Source organism: Butyrivibrio sp. DSM 10294 (assembly GCF_028539135.1).
In the GTDB taxonomy this organism is placed as follows: Bacteria; Bacillota; Clostridia; order Lachnospirales; family Lachnospiraceae; genus Butyrivibrio.
On record NZ_JANSWL010000061.1, the window covers coordinates 1 to 25,027 of the forward strand.

The 25,027-nt window shown below is 44.4% G+C and carries 23 protein-coding genes, 1 riboswitch and 1 other annotated feature; of the genes, 4 read left to right on the forward strand and 19 right to left on the reverse strand.

The features are described from left to right. Positions 1–516: 516 nt before the first annotated feature. Positions 517–1,425, reverse strand: a complete 909-nt coding sequence (locus NXH67_RS05695; RefSeq protein ID WP_272796736.1) for a NifB/NifX family molybdenum-iron cluster-binding protein — start codon at positions 1,423–1,425, stop codon at positions 517–519. Between the two features lie 132 nt (positions 1,426–1,557). Between NXH67_RS05695 and NXH67_RS05700 the strand changes: the two genes are divergently transcribed. After that, positions 1,558–3,093, forward strand: coding sequence for a Na+/H+ antiporter NhaC family protein (locus NXH67_RS05700; RefSeq protein ID WP_022779771.1), 1,536 nt, complete (start codon positions 1,558–1,560; stop codon positions 3,091–3,093). Positions 3,094–3,201: 108 nt separating this feature from the next. Here NXH67_RS05700 and NXH67_RS05705 read toward each other — a convergent pair whose 3' ends face one another. After that, positions 3,202–3,777: an ECF transporter S component gene (locus NXH67_RS05705; RefSeq protein WP_272796737.1), complete on the reverse strand. Its 576-nt coding sequence runs from the start codon at positions 3,775–3,777 to the stop codon at positions 3,202–3,204. A 267-nt stretch (positions 3,778–4,044) separates the two neighbouring features. Between NXH67_RS05705 and NXH67_RS05710 the strand changes: the two genes are divergently transcribed. Together NXH67_RS05710 and NXH67_RS05715 are read left to right on the forward strand one after the other, a co-directional pair. Beyond that, on the forward strand, positions 4,045–5,322 hold the full coding sequence (locus NXH67_RS05710; RefSeq protein WP_272796738.1) for an SLC13 family permease: 1,278 nt from the start codon (positions 4,045–4,047) through the stop codon (positions 5,320–5,322). Between the two features lie 120 nt (positions 5,323–5,442). After that, positions 5,443–7,965 (forward strand): EAL domain-containing protein, encoded by a 2,523-nt coding sequence (locus tag NXH67_RS05715; protein WP_272796739.1) that lies wholly within the window; start codon positions 5,443–5,445, stop codon positions 7,963–7,965. 83 nt (positions 7,966–8,048) lie between these two features. On the opposite strand, the gene NXH67_RS05720 is transcribed toward NXH67_RS05715, so the two are convergent. The 13 genes from NXH67_RS05720 to ribD all read right to left on the reverse strand — a co-directional run bounded on the left by NXH67_RS05720 (position 8,049) and on the right by ribD (position 19,267). Next, entirely contained in the window at positions 8,049–9,035 is a 987-nt protein-coding gene (locus NXH67_RS05720; RefSeq protein ID WP_022779775.1) for a DUF3048 domain-containing protein, read from the reverse strand. Between the two features lie 67 nt (positions 9,036–9,102). After that, complete coding sequence (locus tag NXH67_RS05725) at positions 9,103–9,648, reverse strand: GNAT family N-acetyltransferase (protein ID WP_272796740.1); 546 nt, start codon at positions 9,646–9,648, stop codon at positions 9,103–9,105. Between the two features lie 64 nt (positions 9,649–9,712). Further along, positions 9,713–10,993 carry a nickel-dependent lactate racemase gene (gene larA, locus NXH67_RS05730; protein ID WP_272796741.1) on the reverse strand — a complete coding sequence of 427 codons (1,281 nt, stop codon included), beginning with the start codon at positions 10,991–10,993 and terminating at the stop codon, positions 9,713–9,715. A gap of 10 nt (positions 10,994–11,003) precedes the next feature. Beyond that, positions 11,004–11,768, reverse strand: coding sequence for an energy-coupling factor transporter transmembrane component T family protein (locus NXH67_RS05735; protein WP_272796742.1), 765 nt, complete (start codon positions 11,766–11,768; stop codon positions 11,004–11,006). Then, the gene (locus NXH67_RS05740; RefSeq protein ID WP_272796743.1) at positions 11,765–12,583 is read right to left on the reverse strand and encodes an energy-coupling factor ABC transporter ATP-binding protein; all 819 of its coding nucleotides are present in this window, start codon (positions 12,581–12,583) and stop codon (positions 11,765–11,767) included. The genes NXH67_RS05735 and NXH67_RS05740 overlap by 4 nt, the downstream gene beginning before the upstream one ends. After that, positions 12,580–13,419, reverse strand: a complete 840-nt coding sequence (locus NXH67_RS05745) for an energy-coupling factor ABC transporter ATP-binding protein (protein ID WP_272796744.1) — start codon at positions 13,417–13,419, stop codon at positions 12,580–12,582. The genes NXH67_RS05740 and NXH67_RS05745 overlap by 4 nt, the downstream gene beginning before the upstream one ends. Further along, a complete protein-coding gene (locus tag NXH67_RS05750; RefSeq protein ID WP_022779779.1) occupies positions 13,419–13,973 on the reverse strand; it encodes a tryptophan transporter in 555 nt (184 codons plus the stop codon). Before NXH67_RS05750 ends, NXH67_RS05745 begins: the two co-directional genes overlap by 1 nt. Before the next feature lie 91 nt (positions 13,974–14,064). Beyond that, positions 14,065–14,320 (reverse strand) — a binding site (T-box leader). 37 nt (positions 14,321–14,357) lie between these two features. Next, complete coding sequence (locus NXH67_RS05755) at positions 14,358–14,921, reverse strand: biotin transporter BioY (RefSeq protein WP_272796745.1); 564 nt, start codon at positions 14,919–14,921, stop codon at positions 14,358–14,360. Between the two features lie 79 nt (positions 14,922–15,000). Further along, positions 15,001–15,780 (reverse strand): biotin--[acetyl-CoA-carboxylase] ligase, encoded by a 780-nt coding sequence (locus NXH67_RS05760; protein WP_272796746.1) that lies wholly within the window; start codon positions 15,778–15,780, stop codon positions 15,001–15,003. 105 nt (positions 15,781–15,885) lie between these two features. Continuing rightward, the gene (ribH, locus tag NXH67_RS05765) at positions 15,886–16,350 is read right to left on the reverse strand and encodes a 6,7-dimethyl-8-ribityllumazine synthase (protein ID WP_022779782.1); all 465 of its coding nucleotides are present in this window, start codon (positions 16,348–16,350) and stop codon (positions 15,886–15,888) included. A 13-nt stretch (positions 16,351–16,363) separates the two neighbouring features. Continuing rightward, positions 16,364–17,560 carry a bifunctional 3,4-dihydroxy-2-butanone-4-phosphate synthase/GTP cyclohydrolase II gene (locus NXH67_RS05770; protein ID WP_272796747.1) on the reverse strand — a complete coding sequence of 399 codons (1,197 nt, stop codon included), beginning with the start codon at positions 17,558–17,560 and terminating at the stop codon, positions 16,364–16,366. Further along, the gene (locus NXH67_RS05775; RefSeq protein ID WP_272796748.1) at positions 17,553–18,179 is read right to left on the reverse strand and encodes a riboflavin synthase; all 627 of its coding nucleotides are present in this window, start codon (positions 18,177–18,179) and stop codon (positions 17,553–17,555) included. Before NXH67_RS05775 ends, NXH67_RS05770 begins: the two co-directional genes overlap by 8 nt. Further along, positions 18,164–19,267 (reverse strand): bifunctional diaminohydroxyphosphoribosylaminopyrimidine deaminase/5-amino-6-(5-phosphoribosylamino)uracil reductase RibD, encoded by a 1,104-nt coding sequence (gene ribD, locus NXH67_RS05780; protein ID WP_272796749.1) that lies wholly within the window; start codon positions 19,265–19,267, stop codon positions 18,164–18,166. Before ribD ends, NXH67_RS05775 begins: the two co-directional genes overlap by 16 nt. A 119-nt stretch (positions 19,268–19,386) precedes the next feature. Next, positions 19,387–19,503, reverse strand: a riboswitch (FMN riboswitch). A gap of 207 nt (positions 19,504–19,710) precedes the next feature. Here ribD and NXH67_RS05785 point away from each other — a divergent pair. Beyond that, positions 19,711–20,943, forward strand: coding sequence for an ATP-binding protein (locus tag NXH67_RS05785; protein WP_272796750.1), 1,233 nt, complete (start codon positions 19,711–19,713; stop codon positions 20,941–20,943). 95 nt (positions 20,944–21,038) lie between these two features. Here the strand turns inward: NXH67_RS05785 and NXH67_RS05790 are convergent, their stop codons facing one another. The 4 genes from NXH67_RS05790 to NXH67_RS05805 form a co-directional block, all read right to left on the reverse strand. Beyond that, complete coding sequence (locus tag NXH67_RS05790; RefSeq protein WP_272796751.1) at positions 21,039–21,599, reverse strand: rhomboid family intramembrane serine protease; 561 nt, start codon at positions 21,597–21,599, stop codon at positions 21,039–21,041. After that, positions 21,596–21,850 (reverse strand): hypothetical protein, encoded by a 255-nt coding sequence (locus NXH67_RS05795; protein ID WP_242830385.1) that lies wholly within the window; start codon positions 21,848–21,850, stop codon positions 21,596–21,598. The genes NXH67_RS05790 and NXH67_RS05795 overlap by 4 nt, the downstream gene beginning before the upstream one ends. 30 nt (positions 21,851–21,880) lie before the next feature. Continuing rightward, on the reverse strand, positions 21,881–22,846 hold the full coding sequence (locus NXH67_RS05800) for an SGNH/GDSL hydrolase family protein (RefSeq protein ID WP_272796752.1): 966 nt from the start codon (positions 22,844–22,846) through the stop codon (positions 21,881–21,883). 121 nt (positions 22,847–22,967) lie between these two features. Then, entirely contained in the window at positions 22,968–24,326 is a 1,359-nt protein-coding gene (locus tag NXH67_RS05805; RefSeq protein ID WP_272796753.1) for an ATP-binding protein, read from the reverse strand. Between the last annotated feature and the right edge of the window lie 701 nt (positions 24,327–25,027).

Sequence of the window (25,027 nt, forward strand, 5' to 3'; positions counted from 1 at the left end):
ATCACTCACCAGAAAAGACTTTGATGAGCTGAACAACTCGTCAGCGAAACTGATAGAGATTGCAAAGGAACAGCAACGACTTTTAGCGGCCTGACAATTGGATACCTAAAGGTAATTTACACACAATAAAGGACTTGACCGAATCAACAGAAAAAAAGCATATGACAGAAAAGAAAAAGACAACTTAATATGCTTGATGACGTAAAAATGTTATCTCTATCAGTAGAGAGCCTCAATATAAGGCATATAAAATGTTTCCAAAATGATGCTTTCGTATGCATAGGCATCAATTGGCGCTGATTGGCCAGGAAAATAGCATGAATCTGCAAGAAACTACCATTCCTGTAAGTATGTGAGCATTTATGTCATATGGTTTAAGCGGATTTGAACCTACCGGGTGCAAAACTTTTATTCCCCTACAAAAAGGCTGCCGTACCAAAGTACGACAGCCTCTTTAAGCTTCTCAATATTCCTAAGATGACAAAAGAACCGTCCCAATGTCATCTCGTCATCTTATTAATCAGCTATCTCAACCAGCTCAATCTTGAAGTTAAGCTCTTTGCCTGCCATCTCATGGTTGGCATCGAAAGTAATCTCTGTCTCGGTCTTATCAGTAACCTTAACAGGAATAGGTCTTCCGTACATATCCTGAAGGTATACTCTCTGACCAACCTCAACGCTCTCAGCACCGGGAAGCTCAGCAATCTGAATTGTTATAACCTGCTTGGGGTCGTGCTCACCATAGGCCTGATCTGCTGTGAGATGAACATCGACAATCTGTCCTACTTCCATCTCAGCAACTGCTCTGTCGAAGCCCTCGATCATGAAACCATAGCCGCAAACGAACTCAAGGGGCTCTCCTCTGTCATAGGAAGAATCGAACTGCTCGCCGTCGTTGAAGGTTCCCTTGTAATGTACTCTGCAGGTCTTGCCTACGTTCTTGCCCTCGAAAAGAGGCTCTGAATGACATCCGCCGCAGCCACCACAGCCGCCTGATGAACATCCACCGCAGCCTTCCTCTTCATCCGCATCGCTGCCGCCGCAATGTCCACAACCACCTTCTTCCTCGTGGTCGCCACAGGAATGTCCTTCGCCGTGGTGGTCGCAGTTAACACCGCTATCTACCAGCTCACCTCTAAGGTACTTCTCTACAGCCTCGTCAGCATTTCCTTCTGTGCCTGCGAAGGTCTCGATTCCGTACTCCTCAAGAGCAGCCTTGGCTCCATCGCCCATTCCACCGCAGATAAGAACCTTGATGTCATGATTAGCCAAAAGACCTGCAAGTGCACCGTGGCCGCTTCCGTTGGAATCAACGATCTCGGAAGATACTACCTTGCCCTCCTGAATTTCATATACTTTAAACTTCTCTGTATGTCCAAAGTGCTGAAAAACTTCACCGTTATCATAAGTTACTGCTACTTTCATGGTTATTTCCTCCAATCACAAATATTTTTCCATTATATCCGAAAGTTCCTACTATTACAACGCGAAAAATGTGATATAGTAATTTATATACTTTTACGATTTAGTGTGAAAAAGAGCAGTAAGGAGGTAACTATGTTTGCTAACTCGTTTTGGGCGCTGCTGCCTGCGATTATCGCAATCACGCTGGCGCTGATCACCAAGGAAGTTTACTCGTCACTGTTTATCGGAATTGTTGTGGGGGGACTTCTCTATTCATCCTTTAGTATCGAAGGAACAATCCAGCACGTTTTTGTTGACGGCATGATTGCTCAGTTATCCGATGGTTGGAATGTGGGAATTCTGATCTTTCTGGTAATATTGGGAGCCATGGTCATGCTAATGAACCGAGCGGGAGGCTCCGCCGCCTTCGGAAGGTGGGCCGTAACCCACGTCAAGACCAAGGCAGGTGCACAGGTAGCCACCATTGTTCTTGGTATGCTGATCTTCATCGATGACTATTTTAACTGTCTTACAGTAGGTTCAGTTATGAGACCTCTCACGGATAAGCACAAGATTTCCAGAGAGAAGCTCGCTTATCTCATCGATGCAACCGCAGCTCCTGTCTGCATTATCGCCCCGATCTCTTCCTGGGCCGCTGCAGTTACAGGCTTTGTTGACGGTGCCAACGGCCTTACTCTTTTTGTAAGAGCCATTCCTTATAATTTCTATGCGATTCTCACTATTGTAATGATGTTCTCTCTGACCTTCTCCAAGTTCGACTATGGTCCAATGAGACAGGCAGAGCATAATCAGAAGATCCGCGACGCCATACAGCCCAAGGACAGCTATGCTTCCAGTATCACCGGCGCCGAGGACCAGCCTGCACCACCCATTTCTCAGAAGGGTAAGGTAATTCACCTGGTGCTTCCCATCGTTTCGCTGATCATCTGCTGCGTTATCGGAATGATCTACACCGGCGGATTCTTCTCAGGTGAGACCTTCATCGATGCTTTCTCAGGCTCAGATGCTTCCGTTGGTCTTGTATACGGCTCGGTTGTAGCACTTATTATTACTATTATCTTCTATCTGGCAACCAAAGTACTTAACTTCAACGAATGTATGAACGCCATCCCTGAGGGCTTCAAGAGCATGGTTCCCGCCATTTTGGTCCTCACCTTTGCATGGACCCTTAAGGCAATGACCGATTCTCTCGGAGCAAAAGAATATGTGGCAGGCATTGTTGAGAATATGGCCTCCAGTGAGATGGTTATGAGTCTTCTTCCCGCCATCATCTTCGTGATCGCAGTGTTCCTTGCCTTTGCAACAGGAACCAGCTGGGGAACCTTCGGAATCCTGATTCCTATCGTTGTAAGCGTATTCGATGCCAACCTTTCAAACGAGCTTATGATCATCTCAATTTCAGCCTGCATGGCAGGCGCTGTTTGCGGCGATCACTGCTCTCCTATCTCGGATACCACTATCATGGCCAGTGCCGGAGCTCAATGTGATCACATCAAACACGTATCCACACAGCTTCCTTATGCCATGACTACTGCCATTGTTTCCTTCGTGGCTTACTTCATCTCAGGCTTTGTCAGAAGCTGGTATATCTGCATGCCGATAGGTATTGCACTGATGGTATTAACCGTCATGCTGATGAGACTTGTTCCGGCATTTAACAAGGATTAAATAATATATATAACATATATAAAACAGGGTGAACCATAAAGGCTCACCCTGTTTTCTTAATCCAGATAATCTTATCTAATTATTCTACCCGTTTATCGCCAGACTTTCTCACTGCCTATTTAAGACCTTCTTCAGCGCAGTCATAATAATGAACACATACACCATTCCTATACATGCAGTGATGAACTGATACACAGAAAATGTGGTCTGGAATACACTCAACTTACCTCTTAATTTACTCTCTTCAGGAATAAAGGCAGGAAGGAGCCAGAGCGAAATGGTAAGTCCCATGAATACTCCCTTCGCCAGAGCTGAAATAACAGCTGTAATGATATTTTTCAAGGTAATCACAGGCTTTCCCTCTGCCATCATATTCTTTTTCATCAGGAAGTTTACAGCAATTGCAAGAACTATATTCCCCAACATGATAAAAGGAATAATCAAAGGCACAGCCGTCATGACCGGTGATGCCGCAATCAGATATGCAGTTATCGGGGTGATCACACTAAGGATTATCCCGCAGGGAAGATTAACCGTCAGAACAGCCAATACTATGCAGGTATTGATTATCGGTCCGGTGATAAAGATGCTCAGATTCTTAAAGAACTGGCTGATGATGCATATCGCCAGTAGGATTGCTGTTGTAGCAATCTGTTTTGCCCCAAATTTGTTTACTTTTTCCATATTTTTCTCCCATTCTCGCTAATTTCTAAACATTATATAAAATGATAGCACATTTGACACAATTCTGTTGCGGAAACACTTTAAATTTGTTATTTTATTAAAGGAAATTTTTATCATTTTGGTAAAAGGGAGTAGTTAACATACTTATGTATGCAACGCTGTTCGTCAGTACGGGAGGCATCTCCCCGGACACGTTATAGATAACGAGACTTTTACTGCATTCAATGGCAGTATCAGTCTCTTTTTTTCTGCCGGAAAGGAAAAAACATGTTAAAAACACTAGCAATCATCTTATTCGTCGGAATGTACGTGGGGCTTATCCTATTCCCCAAGCGCAGAGCGGTTATTGCTCTCTGCGTTGCAGCAATCTACGTAATATCCGGTATTCTTCCCTTTGGAAAGGTTCTGGGAGTCGTGGACTGGAACGTTCTTCTTATGATATTCGGAACGCTCCTTCTGGTAGACTATTTCATTGAATCCAAGATGCCCAATCTTATCGCTGAGAAGCTCCTGGATCTGGCCCCCAATGTAATGTGGGTAACGATCTTCATGTCGCTGTTCTCAGGTATCATCTCAGCCTTTATTGACAACGTGGCAACTCTTCTCATGGTAGCCCCCGTTGGTCTCGCGATCTGCAAGAAGCTTAAGATCAATCCTGTTCCCATGATCATCTCAATCGCCGTATCATCTAACCTTCAGGGCGCAGCAACTCTGGTAGGTGACACTACCTCAATTATGCTGGCAGCCAAGGCCTATGCGAATATGGACTTTATGGATTTCTTTTGGATGGACGGAAGACTTGGTATCTTCTTTGCCGTTGAGCTGGGCGCTCTTCTTACCGTGCCTATCATGATGATCCTTTTCAGAAAAGATAAGGAACCTGTTGAGTCCACAGAGAAGACCGTCGTTACAGACTATGTTCCCACCATTATGATGGTTGCCCATGTTATTCTTCTTATGGCAGCATCCTTCATTCCTGATAAGCCAGAGATCACCAACGGTGTTATCTGCCTTGGTTGCAGCCTTATCGGTATGGTTTGGGAATACTTCAAGGATCATGATGTAGATCGTATCAAGAGAGTTGTCAAGAACCTTGACTATGACACAGTGCTCCTTCTTACCGCTCTGTTCATGGTAATCGGCGGAATCACCAATGTAGGTCTTGTTGATGACCTTGCTAACCTCATTGTATCTGCAGGCGGCAACAACCTTTTTGCTCTGTTTACTATTGTAGTATGGGGATCAGTACTGATTTCCGCATTTATTGACAATATTCCTTATGTAGCAACAATGCTTCCCGTACTTAAGGGAGTTACCGCTGCCCTGGGAGTTAACCCTTGTCTACTCTACTTTGGACTCCTCTGCGGCGCAACTCTTGGCGGAAACATCACTCCTGTTGGTGCCAGCTGCAATATCGCAGGTGTAGGAATGCTGAGAAAAGAGGGTTATGAAGTAAGCTTCAAGGACTTCGCCCGCATCGGTATCCCCTTCACTCTTGCAGCAGTTATAGGCGCTTATGTGTTCCTTTGGGTACTCTGGAGATAAAATTTCAGCTTTACAAACATTCTGATATTCTTATACACTATTTATATTCCGATAATATATATTTAATATTTCGTTGTTATAATAAGGCTAGGTTACTATAGGCTTAGTTTATATATAAGAATGCAGGATGCATCGATGAAGGACCTCACCAATAAGGACTCACTCAGCGAATATGTAAAAACTCATATTGATGAAGCCATATCCAGCGGATGGATCAAAGTCTACTATCAGCCGGTTGTCCGCTCTATAACGGGACAACTATGCAGTGCCGAATCTCTGGCAAGGTGGATTGATCCTGAAGTTGGATTTTTAGCGCCCGACAAATTCATCGGTGCCCTTGAAGAATCCGGCGAAATATTCAAGCTGGACTGCTATGTGGTCAAACAGGCCTGCCGTGACATTCGCGATAAACTCTCCAAGGGACTTCCTGCTGTGCCTGTATCGGTTAATTTCTCCCGACTTGACTTTATTATGTGCGATATGCTGGATGTGGTTGAAAAGGCTATCGCCAAATACGATATTCCCAGGGACTATCTCCATTTTGAAGTAACTGAGAGCATGATCGCCAAGGATGAAGACCTCATGAAGGATGTCATAGACAGATTCAGGACAAGAGGCTATGAGATCTGGATGGACGACTTCGGAAGTGGCTACTCTTCCCTTAATCTGATAAAGGATTACTCCTTTGATCTTCTTAAGATGGACATGGCATTTCTGTCCAATTTAGCAGAAAAATCCAAGATAATTCTGCGCTCTACGGTTGTAATGGCCAAAAATCTTGGCATCAAGACCCTCTGTGAAGGTGTAGAGACCAAGGAGCAGGTGAAATTCCTTAAATCTATAGGCTGCGGTAAGCTTCAGGGCTACTACTACGGTAAGCCCCAGCCCCTGGATGATCTGATGCTGAGCCTTAGCGAAAAAGGTATCACCATGGAAGAACGTCAGTGGAGAGCTTATTATGAAGCTGCCACCATCAATGTAATTGACACAGATGCTCCGCTACAGATCATCGAATATGATGGAAATACCTTCCATACACTTTTTATTAACGACGCCTTCAAACATCAGATCTCGGTTATTACCGAAGACAACTATGAGCTTGATAAAACAATATTCAGCGAGAACTCTCCCCTTATGAGCAAATTCAGGCAGTTCGCCAACAAAGCCATAAGAAGTAAAAGTAATGAGAGCTTCTATTTTACCGATAAAGGTAATTATTACTTGTTAAAGGGAATGTATCTCGCCGAGAATCAGGACAGATATCTTTTTAAGACGCAGATTACAAACATTTCTATGGATCAGAACACCACTGAGCGTGATAGACTGGATTTCCGTTTAAGAGAGCTTAACAACCTCTATGAGGTTGTACTTCTCATGAATATCAGCGCAAATACCGTATATCCCCTCCTTGGCGGATATATCTACATGACTGAGGAAATGAATGAGTTCATGACGATGAAGGCCGTTTACACATCCTTCTCTTCTACATTTGTTTATCCTGATGATCAGTCTGATTTCCTTGAGTTCATGAACTTTGAAACAATGCGCGAAAGACTGGACAAAGCCGACAAAACCTATGCTCAGAAGGCCTTCCGCATCAAACAGGCTGATGGCTGCTACCAATGGCGCATAATTTCCATTATGCCCATTCCCGGAACTGCCTATAATGAGTTCTTATACGGAATAAGCACTATACCTGATGAAATAGCTCATTTATTAGATAACGCCAGTTATTTAAATTTCAACTGTAGTGGCACCGAAACTGATGCATTGGTTGAGGAATACGCAAGATTATGGGCTACTCTTTCAAATAATTCATCCCATAAGCTGTTCTGGAAAGACAGTAACCGCCGTTTCAGAGGTGTCAGCAAATCCTTCCTGGAATTCTATGAAATGGAATCCCTGGATGAAGTTATCGGCAAGACAGATGAAGAAATGCACTGGCACGTTGATGACGGGCCTTATCAAGGTGATGAGCTGGATGTAATCGGCAAGGGAAAATTTGTTGTAAATGCCCCGGGACAGTGCATCGTAAATGGCGTTGTCCACAATATCATCTGCAACAAAATGCCCATTTATGATAAGGGCAAGATTATTGGCCTTGTGGGAAGCTTTGCCGATGTAGATCAGGAAATCTACCGTGTCAACAAGCTCCTGGCTCCTTCCAAGCTTGATAATATGACCAGACTCATGAATAGTAAATTCTTCCTGGCCACCATGGTCGACTACGCTATGCAGTACAACGATGCCGGCAAAACCTATGGTTTTATCATGCTTCATAATGCCAATCAGAAGCGAATCGAAGATACCTACGGCAGTAAATTCGGTGTAAAAGTCATTCGTGAAATAGGTGAAAAGATAATCCAGGTCATCGGACAAAAAGCGGTTGCGGCCCGTACCAAGGAGGCCTATTTCGGAGTCATTATTTATATAGATTCCAAAAAGAAACTGGAACAGCTCACCAGAGATCTGGTAAGCAACGTGGAGTCAATAAACTGCGTCGACAGCAAGAGCGTAACAATAAAATGTCCTGCTGCCTGTCTCCTTCGAACCGATGAAAATGTCAAGGATGAGACCATATATCAGATGACGATAGACCTTCTAGATAAACAAGAGGGTATCGCCCCGGAAGAGAATGAATAGAATTATCACGATAAACAGAAAGTGGCTGCTCAGATCAAACTGACGACAGCCACTTATTTTGCCATAAATTATAAACTATAGAATTAGTTGATGCCCACAAGGTTCCAGGTATCCGAAGGAACGATTCCGATGTAGGTCTTGCCTCTGTTCACGCTGATCTCATTGCCCTCGGCGCTGTAATAATGTGTGATTCCGGTTTCACTGCCCTTCGACCAGGTAATTGGAATGGCCTTGCCGTTGGTGATGTAATAACCACTTCCGGAACCGATAACATTGTAAGTAAGATAACCGTTGGGATCAAGCTGTGTAAAGGATACATTCTGAAGGATAACATTCTTGAAGGTAAGTACCTGACCATCCTCAGCATCCTTGTGTATAGAACCGTATTCATAATAATCATAGGTTCTTGTGCCGGCATTGAACTGGAGCCTGCTCTTATTGTGCGGAAATACGCTTCCAAGCTCAACGTTGTTGGCAACGGTATTGCCGCCAAGATCAGTATCGGCGCCGTTAAATACGAAGTGAGTTCCTCTCTCCGGTGCCTGTACATAATTGGTTGAGATCTTGCTCTTGGCAAAACGGCTTGTCAGCTCTGTTCCAAATACGTACTCGGTAAACTCTCTTGGCTTGCCGTTCTTGACTCTGGTGAAGCCTCCGCTGATATGAGCGGCATAGGGCTGAGCCAGATAGGTATTGATATAGAATGGGCCGCCGTCATGAATAAGTACAGCGTTGTACTCATCCGCAAGTATCACATTAGTTGTTCTCACACTGCGGATACTTCCTGTCTGCTGAAGCACTCCCCAATCCTTGTATAAGCACATAAGCCTGGTAATACGTCCGTTGGCTGTGCTGTTCATCATCTCGTACACGATGTCTGCCTCAGCGGTACCATAATGTGCAAGAGCTGTCTTCTCATTGTCCACCATGATGGCAACAGGCCTCTGGTTAATGATCTCGTCCCTGACCTCAAGTCCTGTAAGTTCATTGGTGCCCGCATATGCGGTGGTTGATACGGTCAGAACGCTGATAACTCCCACTGCTGCAGCTAATAATCTTTTAAATCTCATATTTTCCCCCTTTTTATACAGTTTTCATACCCTCATACATCATATCATACAAAATATTCGTTTGTATCTACTCTATGATCTCTTTCTTCTCTCTTTTATCCATCAGAACACCGATGATGGTGCCTATCAGAACACCTGCCACGGTGCCGACCCACAGATTGGATATAGTGATTCCCATGATGAATCCGGCGATCATGCCGATTATGACGTACAGACCGGTCCAGGAGGTCTTCTGCTTCTTCATGGAGTAGTAGACATCTCCGTCCTGGGACTTTCTCCATACATAGCCTGCTTTCTCAAGGCTGCGGATACGATGCTCGTTATCATGCCTGCAGACTGTGCTGATCTCCCTGATATTCTTAAATCTGAATGCAAATCTGGACATTGCATAAAAGATCTCAACGCCAAAAGTCGCTCTGTCATATTCCTTATCAAGGTCCGCGCTAAAATACACCTCGTCGTGGAAGCTCGCCTCTTCAAAGCGAAGTGTTCCAACCTGCTTACGATCCTCTGTCTTAAGGCAGATGCTCCACTCTTCTCTCCAGAGATTATCGTGGTCCTTTGGCTCTATATAAAAATGTTTAGTCTCAAGCGGAAAACTTAACTCACCCATGTATATATCCCCCAATTATGTTAATGTAGTAGTCGTCCCACTATTTTAACATATCCGCAGGATTTCAGTCTATCCCTTTAACCATGGGCACTACGCTGCCTCCGTAGGGGATGACATATACTCTTTTGCCAGTAAAATCCACTCCCTTGATAAACTCAACAGGATCTGTATATGCGGTCATTCCCATGGGCTGTGTGGTGTCGTTGTCTATTGTTGTAAGTGTACGGCAGTTGCCCTTCTTGAGGTTCTCAACTGTAAGGTAAAAGATGAACCCGCCAATCGTAAAGTCTGCTCGAAGAGCCTCATCAAGTCTTCCTTCCTTGAGGGGCAAAAGCCAGGCGGTATAGTCGGGGGCGCCGCACCCCTCGGGGCACTTGGCCAGCCAAAGCATTGTGCCGCCCTCTTTCATGGCTCTCATACCGTTAAGCATACCTTTGCAGCCCTGATAGAGATTCATGTCTTTGGGGAATCCGCCACTGGAAACCAGGACGATATCTGCCTCGTAGTCTATCCATTTCTCATAGCATTTCTTCTGGAAAACGCAGCTGGCCTGCCATGCCTCGTACAGTGAACCGCCGAAGAGACCGCTGAATCGCCCGTTCGTGGAAACAACGATATTAATACTGTAGGCAACCTCCACCATAGCTCCTGCCTCGTTCATATCCTCATTGATGGGATTGTCCTGAAGAAGAGCACATCCAACTCTTGGGTCAGAGTGAGCTATATTGGGATCCAGGGCTCTGGAGTGGTTCTGCCTGATGGTCTCTCTGGAAGATACTCCCGGCAGAATATTCTTCCTGCCGCCGCCAAAGCCTGCCATCATGTGATGAACAGTTCCGCCCACCACAATAACCTTCCTGCCTATGACAAGCGGATTCACACGGACATCTGTACCTCTGGAGGTTCTTCCCACAAGAGTGCACTCCCCGTCGCAGTCATGATCCACCACAGTGACATTCTGATATAAATAGGAGCCGGCAATTATTTCCATTTCCTTGTCAGTAGATTTCCTATGGGTTCCCAGCGCTATGAGAACGCAGATATTTTCAAAAGGAACCTGCATATTCTCGTGAAGATAGTGTCCAAGCAGCGTTAAAATATCGCCCTGATGCATCCAGCTCCTGGTGATATCCGATACTATGATAGTAATCTTATCCTCCGGACCAATCTTCTCCTTAAGAGGCGCTGAAGCGATGGCTCCTTCCTCCACGCAGATGCGGAAAGCCTCTGCGGTATCCTCTATTTCCGGCATGGGATCGGGATTAAGAACTTCCACAGATTCTGCGCCCTTGATCTCAATATCCACTACCTCAGTTCCATACTTCATGCTAGCTGTATAATCCATAATCACACTCTCATCTCAAAAAAATAACCGACAAAACAATAAGTCCTGCCAAAACAACAAATGTAAGCAGATCTCCTGCCTTAAAAGGATATTCCTTATATCCGCTCTTGTACCCTCTGAGCTCAAAGCCTCGCATCTCCGCTGACATGGCGGAAATATCCACCTTCTTAAGGCTGGAAACCAGGAGCGGTACGCACAAAGGAGCGATCAGCTGGAGCTTTCTGAAGATATTTTTGGTGTCAAAGTCCACACCCCTTGCCTTCTGCGCATCCTGAATGTCGTGAAACTCAGTGGCAAAAATAGGCACAAAACGAAAGGCCGTAGTTACGATAAATGCGTATCTGTAGGGCAGGTGAACCCTTTTAACCAATGCATTGCACAGATCGTTCATCTGAGTGATGGCAAAAAGAAGCATCAGCGGCAGCATAGCTGCAATTACCCTAAGCGACAACAAAAGAGCACTCTTAAGGCCGCCTGTGGTAAAGAGAACAAATCCGCCGATAACAAGCAGTGGCTCTCCTGTTCTTACGAAAAACAGCTGAATCACAAACATGAGAAGTCCCAGGATCATCAGGTTCCTTGTAAGATACAATGCTCTTTTGGCAATTCCTGCTGTGGCGGATATCAGTAACATCAGCACAATAAAGCCAATCTCCGCGTATACATTGTTGCATATAATAGCGGCAATGCCATACATAAAGGCTGCAGCAAGCTTGGTCACAGGGTTAAGCCTGTGAAGGAAGCTATTACCGTGAACATAATTAAGAAGATTCACTTAGGGCCTCCTTTCCCGCTTCTTGCAAGCAGCGCATCCAGCATCTCTTCTACGGTAAATACGTCCTTGAATTCATCACTGAAGCGAAGCGTCAGCTCAGGAATCTGCGCAGGAAGGACTCTGGCCTTCTTGAGGACGTCCATATTCTTCATGATCTCATTGGTAGGACCCTGTCCGACAATGGTTCCATGGTTCAGGACCAGTACATGCCTTGCATAGGACTGAACCAGCTCCATATCATGGCTGACCATAAGAACTGTAATACCCTTCTTGCGATTAAGCTCAGTCACATAGTCCATGATCCGGATACATTCCAAATAATCAAGACCGGTGGTGGGCTCATCCAAAATAAGCAGCTCCGGTTCGCAGGCCAGGACACTGGCAAGGGCTATTCTCTGACGCTCACCGCGGCTCCTGGAAAAGGGAAACCACTCCGGATCCAGCTCGAAGGTCTTAATAACCTGCGCTGCCCGCTCCTCTATCTTATCCTTGGGTAGGCCCTGTACCTTCATGGAAAAAGCCACCTCATCCCTTACGGTGTTCTCACAGATCTGGCGATCCGGATTCTGGAAAAGGAATCCGCAGTCCCTGGCAAGAACGCTGGAAGGGGTCTTAAGGGTATCCTTGCCGTTAAGATATACATGTCCCCCTGTGGGATGTAAAAGGCCATTAATAAGACGGCTGATAGTACTCTTACCTGCGCCGTTTGCTCCGATGAGAGCTACAAAATCTCCCTTGGGCACATGAAAACTTAAATTGTCGATTATAGGTCTGTCCTCGGAGTATCTGAAGTCCACATTTTCAAAGCGTATCATCCCAGAATCCTCCTGACCATCTTCTCGGCATCATCCACCGTAAGAGTTATCTCGCCGTCATATACCTTCTCCTCTATGAGCCTTGAAGACAGCTCCGTAACTCTCGGCACATTTATGCCAAGTTCCTTGAATTTGGCTATGGAAGTAACCATATCCTTCGGTGTTCCGTAAAAAGCCACGTGGCCCTTCTCAAGGACCATCATATGTTTAACATACTCGCACAGGAGCATGATCTTTTGCTCAACAATAACAACCGTTATGCCTTTCTCCCTGTTGAGCCTTGTGAGAATCCTGAATATCTCACGGCTACTCTCGGGATCCAGCTCTCCGGTTGGTTCATCCAGAACTATAACTTCCGGTTCAAGAGCCAGCATGGATGCTATGGCAACCTTCTGTTTCTGTCCGCCGGACAGACTTGATATCTCTCTGTCCCTCAGATCCTCTATTCCAAGTTCCTTAAGGGCCTTCTGAAGGCGATCTTCTATCTCCTCATGAGGTACGCCGAAGTTCTCAAGGCCAAACAGGATCTCATCTTCAACAACGGATGCCACCATCTGTGAATCTATATCCTGAAAAACCTCTCCTACCTTCTGCGCAAACTCCTCTGCGTGGTGTTCTACAGTGTCCTTGCCGTCAATTATGACGCTGCCGTAGAAATCACCCTTGATCTTCTGCGGGATAATCCCGTTTAAAGCAAAGGTAAAAGTAGTTTTACCGGCACCAGAGGTGCCGGTAATTCCTACAAAATCTCCGTCTGCTATTTCAATATTAACGCCGTCCAAAGCGGCGGTTTTGCTGTTTTGATATTTAAATCCCAAATCCTTAACTGAAATCATTATTCTTCTTTGTTCCCCATAACTTTATTAACAGGAATGCTGAGTACAGTAACGATTACCATGTTCAAAAGTGCAGTAACAACGGTAACAATTGCCATGCTGACAAACTGTGCGCTTGGCATAGGCTTAGCATAGGTCAGGGCTGCAAGACCGATAAATGCAAAGCCGGAAAAAAGTGTTGCGATAAAGGTGCAGACAATAGGCTTGATGTACTTGGGCAGCACAAGTCTGATAAGAAGGCACATTGCGATGGCGCCTACTGTCTCAGATACAAGTCCAAGCCAAGGCATTGATGTACCGATCTGTGAGATCGCTCCTGAAATAAGGCCGATGGCTGCTGCCTCCTTGAGGTTGGGCTTAATAATGAAGATTGCAAGACAATAGGTTGCAATAAGGAAGTTGGGGTGCATGTTACCCAGGGCTATAACGCCTGCAAACATCCTAAGCACGATACCAACTGCCATCATAACACCTACCAGAATAAGATTTCTGGTGTTTGCCAGTCCCTTCTTTTCCTCAACCAGCACTTCTCTTTTTACGCTCTGAACATCCATTTTGAATCCTCCTTGCCATCTCGTGGCGAAAAATATGAATTGTTACAGGGAGCGTTTTTACATAAAAAAACCTGTCCCTGTATGCGCTACATACAAGGACAGGACTATTATCCTGCGGTGCCACCTTGTTTATCGGAATAACCGATCCCTCAGTAGAAAGCTACCACTTTCCCTACTCTGTAACGGGAGTTCCCGTCGAATACTACTTAGTGCATGCCCGATACGTGCAAGCCATTTCGCTTCGCCCTCAAAAGACCATTCCTTCATCCATCCACTGCGTCCTCTCACCACCGGACACTCTCTGTAGGCTTCATAGAAGAAGTACTCTTCTTTCTCACTGGTTTAACACATTGTAGCACTAAAGCGTGTCCTAGTCAACTACGATTATCTGACCACCGGTTCAACTCTACGGGCAATTACTACAGCAAGTGCAAGCTTTAGCAGATCGGGTATGATGAAGGGGAACACGCACCAGCCAAGAACTGTGATCAGTCCCACCTCTCCGCTACTCTGCATATAGACATGCATGAACCAGGCTGTTCCAAAGGCATAGCAAACTGCAAGTCCAAGAACAAGCGATGCTACTTTAATAACAATTTTTTTCTTGAATAATTTCGTGAACAGGATATAAATGAGGCCAATAAACAAAAATCCCAAAATGTATCCGCCTGTATTTCCAAGCAGTATTCCGATACCTCCGCTAAAGCCTGCAAAAACCGGTACTCCAACAGCTCCAAGCAGCACATATACTAATATTGCAATGGTTCCTCTTTCACCTCCGAGAAGTAACAATACAAAAAATACTGCAAATGTCTGAAGTGTAAACGGAACTGCCGTCGGGATACTTATCCAGGAACATATGGCTATAAGCGCTGCTCCAATCGCAACATATACCAGATCCAATACTTTCATTTTTTCTCTTGTCTTTACTACATTCTCACTACTCATGATGTCTGATCCTCCAAGAATTATTAAATCCAGATATGAAGGTAGCATAACCAAAAAAGATTGTCAACCATATCTGCTTTTATGGTTGACAATCCAATATTCTCTCAATTATTCTCGCGATCAGCGCATTTTTGGTAATTGTGGCTTGGCCGGGAGCAAACAGGCTGGATGCCCTTTCTTTTACATCTTTGGGAAAAGCGCTTATGTCCGAATCAAAGTTTATTCCTATGCCTGCGACTATCCACTGCAAAGTATTACTATCGAATTCGCTTCCTGCCTCCAGCAAAATGCCACATATCTTCTTACCCTCAACATATAGGTCATTGATTCCGTCAATATAGGACTCTATGCCGGTAAGCTCCTGTATGGCACTTATCACGGCGCCTCCCACAAAGGAAGTAACGGCTCTGCTGTCTGTGCTGGAGAGCATTTCCGGTTTTAAAATAATGCTCATATACAGGCCGCCTTCAGGAGAGTAGAAACTATGGTCCTGCCTGCCTCGCCCACCGGTCTGTGTCACAGCAACAATGACTGTTCCATGTTTCCCGCCCTTCATAGCCAGTTCTTTTGCCTTGTCATTTGTGGATTCAAGGCTGTCATAAACAAGAATCTCTGCTCCGTTAAGTTCCTTGGGCAAACCTGCCAATATTCCTTCGGCAGATATAATATCGGTGCTGCCCTTAAGCTTATAACCTTTGTTGCTTATTGCCTCTATATCATAGCCTTTTTCCCGAAGATCTCTTATGGCTTTCCATACAGCATTTCTTGAAACACTGCATTGGCCCGCCATTTCTTCTCCGGAAATGTAAATATCTTTATTCGATTCAAGTATAAACAGCACTTTTTCAGATGTGCTCATATTCTTCTCTCTTCCGCCCTTTCAGGTAGTTATCTTACTTTTTAAAGTTTTTTAATATCATTCACCCTTACGACCTGCATTGTCAATATACTTTTAGCGCCAATTTTAGCCGATCTCTCTCATTAGATTAACCATCTCGATGGCTCCCTGGGCGCACTCAAATCCCTTGTTTCCTGCCTTGGTGCCCGCTCTCTCGATAGCCTGCTCAATGGTATCGGTGGTAAGTACGCCGAACATTACGGGAATCTTGGCATTTAATCCAACCTGAGCAATTCCCTTGGACACCTCGGCGCAGACATAGTCATAATGAGATGTTGCGCCTCTGATGACAGCTCCCAGACAGATGATAGCATCATATCTACCCGTATCAGCCATCTTGCCTGCGATAAGCGGAATCTCGAAGGCTCCGGGAACCCATGCCACATCAATATCCTCTTCATTTACATTCTCACGCTTAAGGCCATCGATTGCGCCTCCCAGAAGCTTGGAAGTAATAAACTCGTTGAACCTTGCAACTACAATACCCACCTTAATGTCCTTGGAAACCAGCTTTCCTTCATATACTCTCATTTTCATATCCTCCTTATACTCCAAGAATGTGTCCCATTCTGGCTTTTTTGGTTTTCAGGTAAAAAACATCGAATCTGTTGGCGTCTATTTCTATGGGAACCCTCTTATTGATCCTCATTCCGTAGTCTTCCAGCTGATAGACCTTGTCCGGGTTGTTGGTAAGAAGCTCCAATGAGCGAACCCCAAGGTCACGTAAGATCTGGGCGCCAACGTAGTATTCCCTCATATCTCCCGGGAATCCCAGAGCCAGGTTGGCATCCAGCGTATCCATTCCTCCGTCCTGGAGCTTGTAGGCCCTAAGCTTATTCACAAGGCCGATTCCTCTGCCCTCCTGTCTCATGTACAGTAGGATTCCACGGCCGTTTTCTGATATCATTTGCATTGCCTTATCGAATTGCTGACCGCAGTCGCATCTCATGGAGCCGAATACGTCCCCTGTAAGGCACTCGGAATGCACACGGCACAGCACATCTTCGCCATCTCCCAGATCGCCGCTTACCAGCGCCACGTGGTGCTCTCCGTTTATCTTGTTAATATAGCAATGAGCCATGAAAAATCCATATTTTGTGGGCATATTAACCACTGAAACGCACTCCACCAGCTTGTCGTAGATCTTGCGATACTCAACGATATCGGCGATAGTGATCATGGTAAGTTCTTCCTCTGCGGCGAACTTTTCCAGCTCTGCACGTCTCATCATGGTTCCGTCCTCTGACATGATCTCACAGCACAGACCACACTCTTTTAAGCCCGCAAGACGCATGAGGTCAACCGTTGCCTCTGTATGTCCGGGTCTTACGATAACTCCTCCATCTCTTGCCACAAGAGGAAACATGTGGCCCGGCCTTCTGAAATCAGCTGCGTTTACGCCTTCTGAAACCATCATTCTGGCTGTAAGTCCGCGTTCTGCAGCAGATATTCCGGTTGTTGTCTCTTTATAGTCAACAGACACGGTAAAAGCGGTCTCGTGATTATCAGTATTTACGTCAACCATGGGAAAAAGTCCCATAACACCTGCTATCTTACTGCTGACAGGCATACAGATAAGGCCCTTAGCTTTGCTGGCCATGAAATTCACATTTTCCGTTGTGGCAAATTCTGCGGCGCAGATAAGGTCACCTTCATTCTCCCTGTCCTCGTCATCCATGACAAGGATGAGTTTTCCTTCCCGCAGGTCGTTAAGCGCTTTTTCCATAAGTTCTTTATCCATACATTACCTCCCAAAAATCTCTCTTTTCTCCGGATTGCGATAGAAATGCTCTTACATACTTGCCGATCATGTCGGTTTCAAGGTTCACGACACTGCCCGGGCGCTTGTCCTTAAGTATGGTCTGCTCCAGGGTGTGGGGGATTATAGACACGCTAAAAGAGCTTGTCGTCACCTTCGCCACTGTGAGGCTGATGCCGTCGATGGTTATGGAGCCCTTCTCCACAATTCCCTCTAGTAAAGCGTGCTCCGCGGTGATCTCATACCAGACTGCGTTGCCATCTCTCCTAGTGGCTTTGATCCTGCCGGTTCCGTCTATGTGCCCCGAGACCATATGCCCTCCAAATCGGCCGCCGGCTGCCATGGCCCGCTCCAGGTTCACACTGCTGTCGCTTCTAAGCTCACCAAGACTTGACCTTGAATAAGTCTCATTCATGACATCTACGGTAAAGCTCACTGCATCGAAACTAACAACCGTAAGGCATACACCGTTTACCGCTATACTGTCTCCGATACGGACATCCTCAAGCACCTTTTTAGCCTCAATGGTGAGCCGGCTGTTTGCACTGTTTCGGCTTATGGCTTTGACCCTGCCGATTTCCTCAATTATTCCTGTAAACACTGATAGCTCACCTCGTTTTCTATAAAAATATCCTTTCCTACCATGGATACGTTTCTTGGAATCAGCTGTATTGCCTTGCCCGGAATGTCTACGCCAAGGCCCTCCACAGGGCTTTTTGCCCGGCCTCCGAAGACCTTTGGAGCCATGAAGATCTGAAGCTCGTCAACAATCTGCGTCTTCAGAGCGCTGTAATTTAATGTAGCGCCACCTTCCAGAAGTATGCTGTCTATGCCTCTTGCCCCCAGCATTACCATAAGTACCTTGAGGTCTACGCAGCCGTCTTTTTCCGGGACTTTGAGAATCTCGCAGCCGTAGCCCTCAAGGGCACGCATTTTGTCAGGATTGCCCTTACAGGTTGCGATTATGGTCTTGTTATTGGCAGCATCCAGCACTACCTGAGAATCCAGTGGAATCGAAAGGTTGCTGTCACAGATTATTCTGATGGGATTCTTATTGATGTCGCTGTCCCTGCTGGTCAGAAGGGGATCGTCCGCTATGACGGTGCCGACACCCACCATGATTCCAGAGAGCCTGTTCCGAAGCTCGTGGACTTTTTTCCTGGAAGCCTCACAGCTGATCCACCTGGAAGCTCCGGTGCGGGTGGCTATCTTGCCGTCAGAGGTCATGGCGTATTTCATGACAACATAGGGAAGCCCGGTGATTATATATTTGTTGAAGACCTTGTTGAGGCTCTTAACTTCCTCTTCCATAACCCCTACGGTTACGTCTATTCCATGGTCCTTGAGAATCTTGACACCCTTACCTGCCACGATGGGATTCACGTCCAGTGTTCCCACAACAACTCTTGCTATGCCGCTTTCGATAATGGCCTCAGTACAGGGCGGTGTCTTACCGTAGTGGCAGCAGGGTTCCAGCGTCACATAGATTGTCGCCCCCTTGGGATCCTCGCTGCAGCTTTTCAGAGCATTGCGCTCTGCGTGGAGCTGCCCGTAGCGTTCATGATACCCCTCACCGATGATGCGGCCGTCCTTGACTATAACCGCTCCCACCATTGGATTGGGATTAACGTAGCCCGCTCCCTTCTTAGCCAGTTCAATGGCTCTTTTCATATAAAACTTGTCGTTCATACCCTTCCTCCGAATAAAAAACGTGCCTTGAATACACCTATCCAAGACACGTCAAAGCCTCTTATAATAAAAAATCCCTGAGAATATAAATATTCTCAGGGACACTTATCCAATAAGCCACACCTCTTCTCTCATCCAGACTATACTGTCGGCTTCGGAATCACACCGAATCATGCCACTAAAGGCTCGCGGGCTGTACCGCCGGTAGGGAATTACACCCTGCCCTGAAGATAGTTTATTCAATTGCTTACAATTGTAGTGGACGCTTAGCTTTCTGTCAACAATTTTTGCCTATGAAATACTTCAAATAATCGTACCTTTACATTCGATTAGGAGTCTATAAACAAACTTTTAAAGTTCGATAAACATTGCGTTACTATTGATATGGTAACCATTTTCGGCTAAAATATGATTGAATCATATTTTAGCCGAAAGGATTTATCATGAGATATATCGAAAGAGATCTTAAATCCAAGATAATAGAACTTAACAAAGAGTACTCAGCCATCCTGATCACAGGTGCAAGGCAGGTTGGGAAGAGCACATTGTTCGAAACCATCATGAAAGAACAGAGCGAAGAAAGAGAAGTCGTCACATTAGATGACCTGGAGGCTCGTGCCCTTGCCAAAAAAGATCCTGCAATGTTTTTGCAGATCCATGAACCACCTGTCATGATTGATGAAGTGCAGTATGCTCCTGAGCTCTTTTCATATATTAAGATTGCAATAGACAAAGGTGCTGCCCCGGGATCATTCTGGCTTACAGGCTCACAGGCCTTCAAGCTCATGGACCTGGCCCAGGAGTCATTGGCCGGAAGAGTTGCAATACTCAGACTCCCTCCACTTTCGCAGCACGAGGCATATGGAAAGGATGACTCCAAACCATTTGCTGTTGATCTTAATGAACTTAAGAAACGTAAAAAAACACATGCGCCTGCTTCAATGGATGAAATATATGAACGCATTTGGATGGGCGGAATGCCTGGGCTTATCAGTGGAAAGTTTACTGACAGAGACGTTTACTACAGCAGTTACATCCAAACATACATCGAAAGAGATGTGAGCGACCTGATCCAGGGAGTAGATAAGCTCTTATTCCGGGACTTCATAAGGTCAGCCGCATCCAGGATAGGCGAGGTACTTAATATACACGCCATTGCCGGAGATGTCGGAATAAACGATGATACCGCTAAACGCTGGCTCCAGGTTCTTGAGAAGTCTGAAGTCATCACACTGCTAAGGCCTTATAGCAATAATCTGCTCCATAGAACAATAAAGACACCAAAGCTCTATTTCTTTGATACCGGCCTAGTGGCTTACCTGACCAAATACTCATCACCGGAGATTCTTGCAAACGGCGCCCTTGCCGGACACATCCTTGAGAACTACGTTGTCATGGAAATCATCAAATCCTATAAAAACGCAGCTAAGGATTGCCTCTTCTGGTACTACAGGGATAAAGACAATAAGGAAGTGGATATGATCCTTGAAAGTGATGGAATGCTCCATCCAATAGAAGTAAAAAGATCAGTCAATCCAGGCACTGAGCTGGTAGGCGCTTTTTCAATATTAGACAGGGCAACAACACCAAGAGGGTGTGGTGCAATAATCTGCATGCGACCTGAGCTTTCGGCTGTAGACAGTAGTAACCTGATTGTTCCTGTGTGGTATATATAAATTAAAAGAGCGGCTAAAATCTGATTGAATCAGATTTTAGCCGCTCTTTTTGAGTTCCTTTTTACAGATTCATGAAATTCTTTGATTCTTTCTATTCACCCAAACCTAAAAACACTAACAAGCACTATTCCACACAGCACTCCCACCAGCAGCCCCGTAAAATGCCCAATCGAATCAATCTTCTTCGATGCCGTCATAGCCACTAACAGCACTATCGTCGGAACCAGCGATTTTAACCCGCTAAATCCGAATACGGTAAATGCTATGACCATATATATGCCCAGTAACCCGCATATCACTCCGGATGCTCCGATAGAATAGGTAAACGGGGCTTCTTTTTTATGAATTCTTGCAGATAACAGTCCACCTGCGATCATTATCAAGCCATAGCACAAGGCATACAGCCCTGAATACAGGATATGTTCCATTGCGCAGCCTATGTTGTAGAGAGAATACATATTACAGACAAGGTGCATTACTTCACGTTGCGTGAAAGCACTTGTAACAACTCTATATACCTGCTTATTCTGGATTGTTGTCATATATGATGAACCAAGCTGTTCTATATCAAGCTTCTTTAGATTCACAAGTGCAAATATCAATATGTTAATTGCTATGATTCCTGTCGTAACAGGATAATTAAGTAGTTCCATCATGTCCCCTTCTCAACATAATCCAATATCCCCATCATCGACGCATAGGCCAGATCATACTCTTTTCTCCCAAGCGCTTTGTACTTCTCCGCGGTCTTCTCCATGAGGGCAATGGCAGTCTCCCAGTCCTCGTCAGACATCTCAGCCTTTGGCTTATCCAGTGTCTTGGCGAAGGACCATAGGTCATTGCATATATTGTAAAAAAGCTTCTGTTGCTCCATATTCTGCTCCTGAATTCCCATCCTACTGCTCATATTTTATATTATGTTTACTCGCCTTTTCTTTTACCATCCTTTTCTTCTGATAAACTCGGCAAGATTCCTGCCGTAAACCTCTGCGCCAAGAAGGTTTGGATGAAGGTTGTCAAGATAATACTCGCTCAGATGAGGAACAAGAGTAAATCCGTCCAAAACAGTTACATTCTTATAGCTACCGGCAGTTTTCTTTATCATATCGCAGTAGCTTACAAAGTTATCATAGTCTGCAGGATTATCCCCTCTCCATATGGGAGAGATACACAGAATGGGAATCTCGCTTCCGTAGATTTCAGTCAAAGTATCGTAATACTCTGTAATATCCGATGTTTTGGCAGGGTCATGATTATTGTTGGTACCCATTGCTACGATGATCTTGTCCGGAACATATCCAGGCATAGACATTAAGGATTTCTTGTCATAAATGTATCCGCCAATTCCCTGATTGATAACATCGTAGTCCAGTATCCTGTTTGCTACACTTACATAAGTCTGAGCGGAGCGCAGTGGCCCGAAGCCCTGAGTGATAGAATCACCAAGCCAAAGCACGCGCGTATTTTTCTCAGGTCTTTTTGCCTCTGAGTTGATTTCAAAATTTCTGATAAGGGCAGTAGCATCCGCCGGAAGATAGATCACAACGCTCTTTTCACCCTCAGGCATATCCCATTCTATATGTCCCTCAACATCAATATCTTTGACATATACGATACTATTCACAAGTCCGTCAATGGAAAGTTCAAAGGAATCATGGGATCCGACCCAGATGAGCTTGTAATCAAAAGAAACCTTCGTCGCGTCCGTTATCATCTCGATGGTCTTGGCAGTAGACGCCATGCAGCGATCGTACCAGAAATCAAATGCTCCCTCAAAATAATTCATCTGCTCATCGCTGTACTGAAATGCCTGCAGATAACCGTCATTGGTATCAGCAAAACTATATGCTCCGAAATAAAAATTTTTTAACTGTTCATTATTAAATTGTATAGTATTCCCCATTTATTATTGCCTTCCTTTTTTAGTATTCAACATCAAATATAGCACATAAAGAAAAGCCCTGTCTAAGCAAGGCTTTTCCTGAATAGTTCAAATCATCACTCCTGCACTGTTTATCTGCATGTTATATTAGGTGCATCATATATGGAGGTATCTTTATGACTCCATCCGCTTCTGAATAGCCCTTAGGGTGCACTATTATCTGCTTATCAATTCTTTTCTTAAAGAGTTCTTTGAATGTTCCAAGTGATGATGTCGTGTAATTTTTTGATGATTTTACTTCTATAGGGCTGATTTTAAACTTTGTCTTGCTCTCATTCGAGATAATGAAATCTATTTCAATATCATTCCTATGCTTTTCCTTGCTGTATCTTGTGTAAAAGAAAAGCTTACGACCTGATGCTGTAATCATCTGCGCTATCATATTCTCATAGAGCATTCCCTGATTAAGTGACAGTTTTCCATCCATTATCTGCTTATAAAGCTGTTCATCCATGATTTCATTCTCACTGAATGCATGGCTGACCAATAATCCTGTATCTCCCATATAACATTTTACATAGGATTCATTTTTATTTAATGCCAGGCCAACGTTCGGATCATTACATTTATAACAAAGATTACATATCATGGAATCGCCAAGCCAGAACAAGGGCTCATCATAGCGATCAAAGGTTCCATTATTACTATCCACTTCACTTAAAACAACCCTTTTTTCATGCGTTGACAAAAAGCCCGGGATATTATCAAAAATAGCTGAGACCTTTGATTTATATTTCTTTGCTGCCTTTTTGATATCATCTTCATAGAGTGCAAGAATATCCCTCTTTTCTACATCGGCAGCATGGAAATCCCTTCCATTTTTCTTATATGCTACTATTGCCTGAGGCATTCCACCAACCAGCATATACTCCATAAATAAGCGCATAGCCTTATTATGCATCTGCCTATCAAGCGGCTGCCTTTTCTCAAAACATTCCCTTATATGATCCAGAAGTATTTCTTCGCCAATGTATACCATGAATTCCTCGAAATTTACCGGATACATTTGCATTTTCCGCTCTTCTGATGGAATTGTTATGTTCTCTACGTTCTCTTTAATTGATATCAGCGAGCCTGTTTCAATGTAGTCATATCTTCCATCAGCGACAAGATATTTAATTGCTTCCCTGGCCTTTGGAAATTTCTGTATTTCATCAAATACTATCAGAGATTCTCTGGGGTACAGCCTTGTGTTATATTCAAGCGTCAGTGTCTGAAAGAAAACGTCCAGATCATCAAGGGATTCAAAGGCATCTTTTATCTTTTTCTTAGCCTTATTAAAATCAATGAGAATATAGGATTTATACTCATTCTGAGCGAATTCTTCAGCAACTGTTGATTTTCCGATTCGTCTGGCACCTTCGATCAGTAATGCCTTCGTCCCATTTGTCTCTTTCTTCCACTCAGCTATCTTAAAATAGATATTTCTTTTAATTTCCATAGCTCACTCCCTGTCAATAATACGCAAGGTTATTTTTTGTGATACTTACCACAGTGCGCAAACTAATATTAACACATTATCACTCCAGTGCGCAACGTATTTACAAAACAACTAGCTGACAATAAAAGCAACTATTAAGAATTACTTAATAATTCAGAGAGAAAGAAACAGGGATGTTTCACGAGATGTTATTCACAACAACCTTCAGTTATAATTATGCAGGTTATGCACAGCTTATGAAGTGCTTAACGACCAATTTAAACTATTAGGACTTACTTTCTACTGCCTTTTTGATAAAAAGAAAATCACTGCACACAGCCTAGGCAGGCCATCGCGCAGCGATTTTGTTCAATATGAATTGGTCGATGCGTTACTTTCCAGTAAAACGCACGATAAAAAAAGAGGAAAATCTGGATGCAGCATACGAACCACTCATGAAACTTGCTTCTAATATGCATTTCACAGTCTAAGCCGAATAGATTATGGCTGCTTCGTTGCATAAGTGCATATGATGAGTGTCAAATGTAAGACGTTTAGTATGCGTGAAGTTGTTGCTAATAGTCTTGAGAAAGATGAAAAAGCATACGAAAGAGAATGATAATGAAGCTTTCATATGCACAAGAATGCAAAATGGTATAGATATTAGGGATTATACTCATCTAAAGGCATATTAAGAACCTCTATTTGATTACTTTCGTATG

What these genes read in the sequence shown, in the direction of transcription:
- NXH67_RS05740 (WP_272796743.1), bottom strand. Translation starts at nt 12,583, where the DNA reads ATGATACGCTTTGAAAATGTGGACTTCAGATACTCCGAGGACAGACCT.
- ribD (WP_272796749.1), bottom strand. Translation starts at nt 19,267, where the DNA reads ATGAACGACAAGTTTTATATGAAAAGAGCCATTGAACTGGCTAAGAAG.
- NXH67_RS05790 (WP_272796751.1), bottom strand. Translation starts at nt 21,599, where the DNA reads ATGATGGAACTACTTAATTATCCTGTTACGACAGGAATCATAGCAATT.
- NXH67_RS05800 (WP_272796752.1), bottom strand. Translation starts at nt 22,846, where the DNA reads ATGGGGAATACTATACAATTTAATAATGAACAGTTAAAAAATTTTTAT.
- larA (WP_272796741.1), bottom strand. Translation starts at nt 10,993, where the DNA reads ATGGATTATACAGCTAGCATGAAGTATGGAACTGAGGTAGTGGATATT.
- NXH67_RS05705 (WP_272796737.1), bottom strand. Translation starts at nt 3,777, where the DNA reads ATGGAAAAAGTAAACAAATTTGGGGCAAAACAGATTGCTACAACAGCA.
- NXH67_RS05755 (WP_272796745.1), bottom strand. Translation starts at nt 14,921, where the DNA reads ATGAGTAGTGAGAATGTAGTAAAGACAAGAGAAAAAATGAAAGTATTG.
- NXH67_RS05720 (WP_022779775.1), bottom strand. Translation starts at nt 9,035, where the DNA reads ATGAGATTTAAAAGATTATTAGCTGCAGCAGTGGGAGTTATCAGCGTT.
- NXH67_RS05700 (WP_022779771.1), top strand. Translation starts at nt 1,558, where the DNA reads ATGTTTGCTAACTCGTTTTGGGCGCTGCTGCCTGCGATTATCGCAATC.
- NXH67_RS05770 (WP_272796747.1), bottom strand. Translation starts at nt 17,560, where the DNA reads ATGGATAAAGAACTTATGGAAAAAGCGCTTAACGACCTGCGGGAAGGA.
- NXH67_RS05710 (WP_272796738.1), top strand. Translation starts at nt 4,045, where the DNA reads ATGTTAAAAACACTAGCAATCATCTTATTCGTCGGAATGTACGTGGGG.
- NXH67_RS05785 (WP_272796750.1), top strand. Translation starts at nt 19,711, where the DNA reads ATGAGATATATCGAAAGAGATCTTAAATCCAAGATAATAGAACTTAAC.
- NXH67_RS05795 (WP_242830385.1), bottom strand. Translation starts at nt 21,850, where the DNA reads ATGAGCAGTAGGATGGGAATTCAGGAGCAGAATATGGAGCAACAGAAG.
- NXH67_RS05805 (WP_272796753.1), bottom strand. Translation starts at nt 24,326, where the DNA reads ATGGAAATTAAAAGAAATATCTATTTTAAGATAGCTGAGTGGAAGAAA.
- NXH67_RS05715 (WP_272796739.1), top strand. Translation starts at nt 5,443, where the DNA reads ATGCAGGATGCATCGATGAAGGACCTCACCAATAAGGACTCACTCAGC.
- ribH (WP_022779782.1), bottom strand. Translation starts at nt 16,350, where the DNA reads ATGAGAGTATATGAAGGAAAGCTGGTTTCCAAGGACATTAAGGTGGGT.
- NXH67_RS05750 (WP_022779779.1), bottom strand. Translation starts at nt 13,973, where the DNA reads ATGGATGTTCAGAGCGTAAAAAGAGAAGTGCTGGTTGAGGAAAAGAAG.
- NXH67_RS05745 (WP_272796744.1), bottom strand. Translation starts at nt 13,419, where the DNA reads ATGATTTCAGTTAAGGATTTGGGATTTAAATATCAAAACAGCAAAACC.
- NXH67_RS05725 (WP_272796740.1), bottom strand. Translation starts at nt 9,648, where the DNA reads ATGGGTGAGTTAAGTTTTCCGCTTGAGACTAAACATTTTTATATAGAG.
- NXH67_RS05760 (WP_272796746.1), bottom strand. Translation starts at nt 15,780, where the DNA reads ATGAGCACATCTGAAAAAGTGCTGTTTATACTTGAATCGAATAAAGAT.
- NXH67_RS05695 (WP_272796736.1), bottom strand. Translation starts at nt 1,425, where the DNA reads ATGAAAGTAGCAGTAACTTATGATAACGGTGAAGTTTTTCAGCACTTT.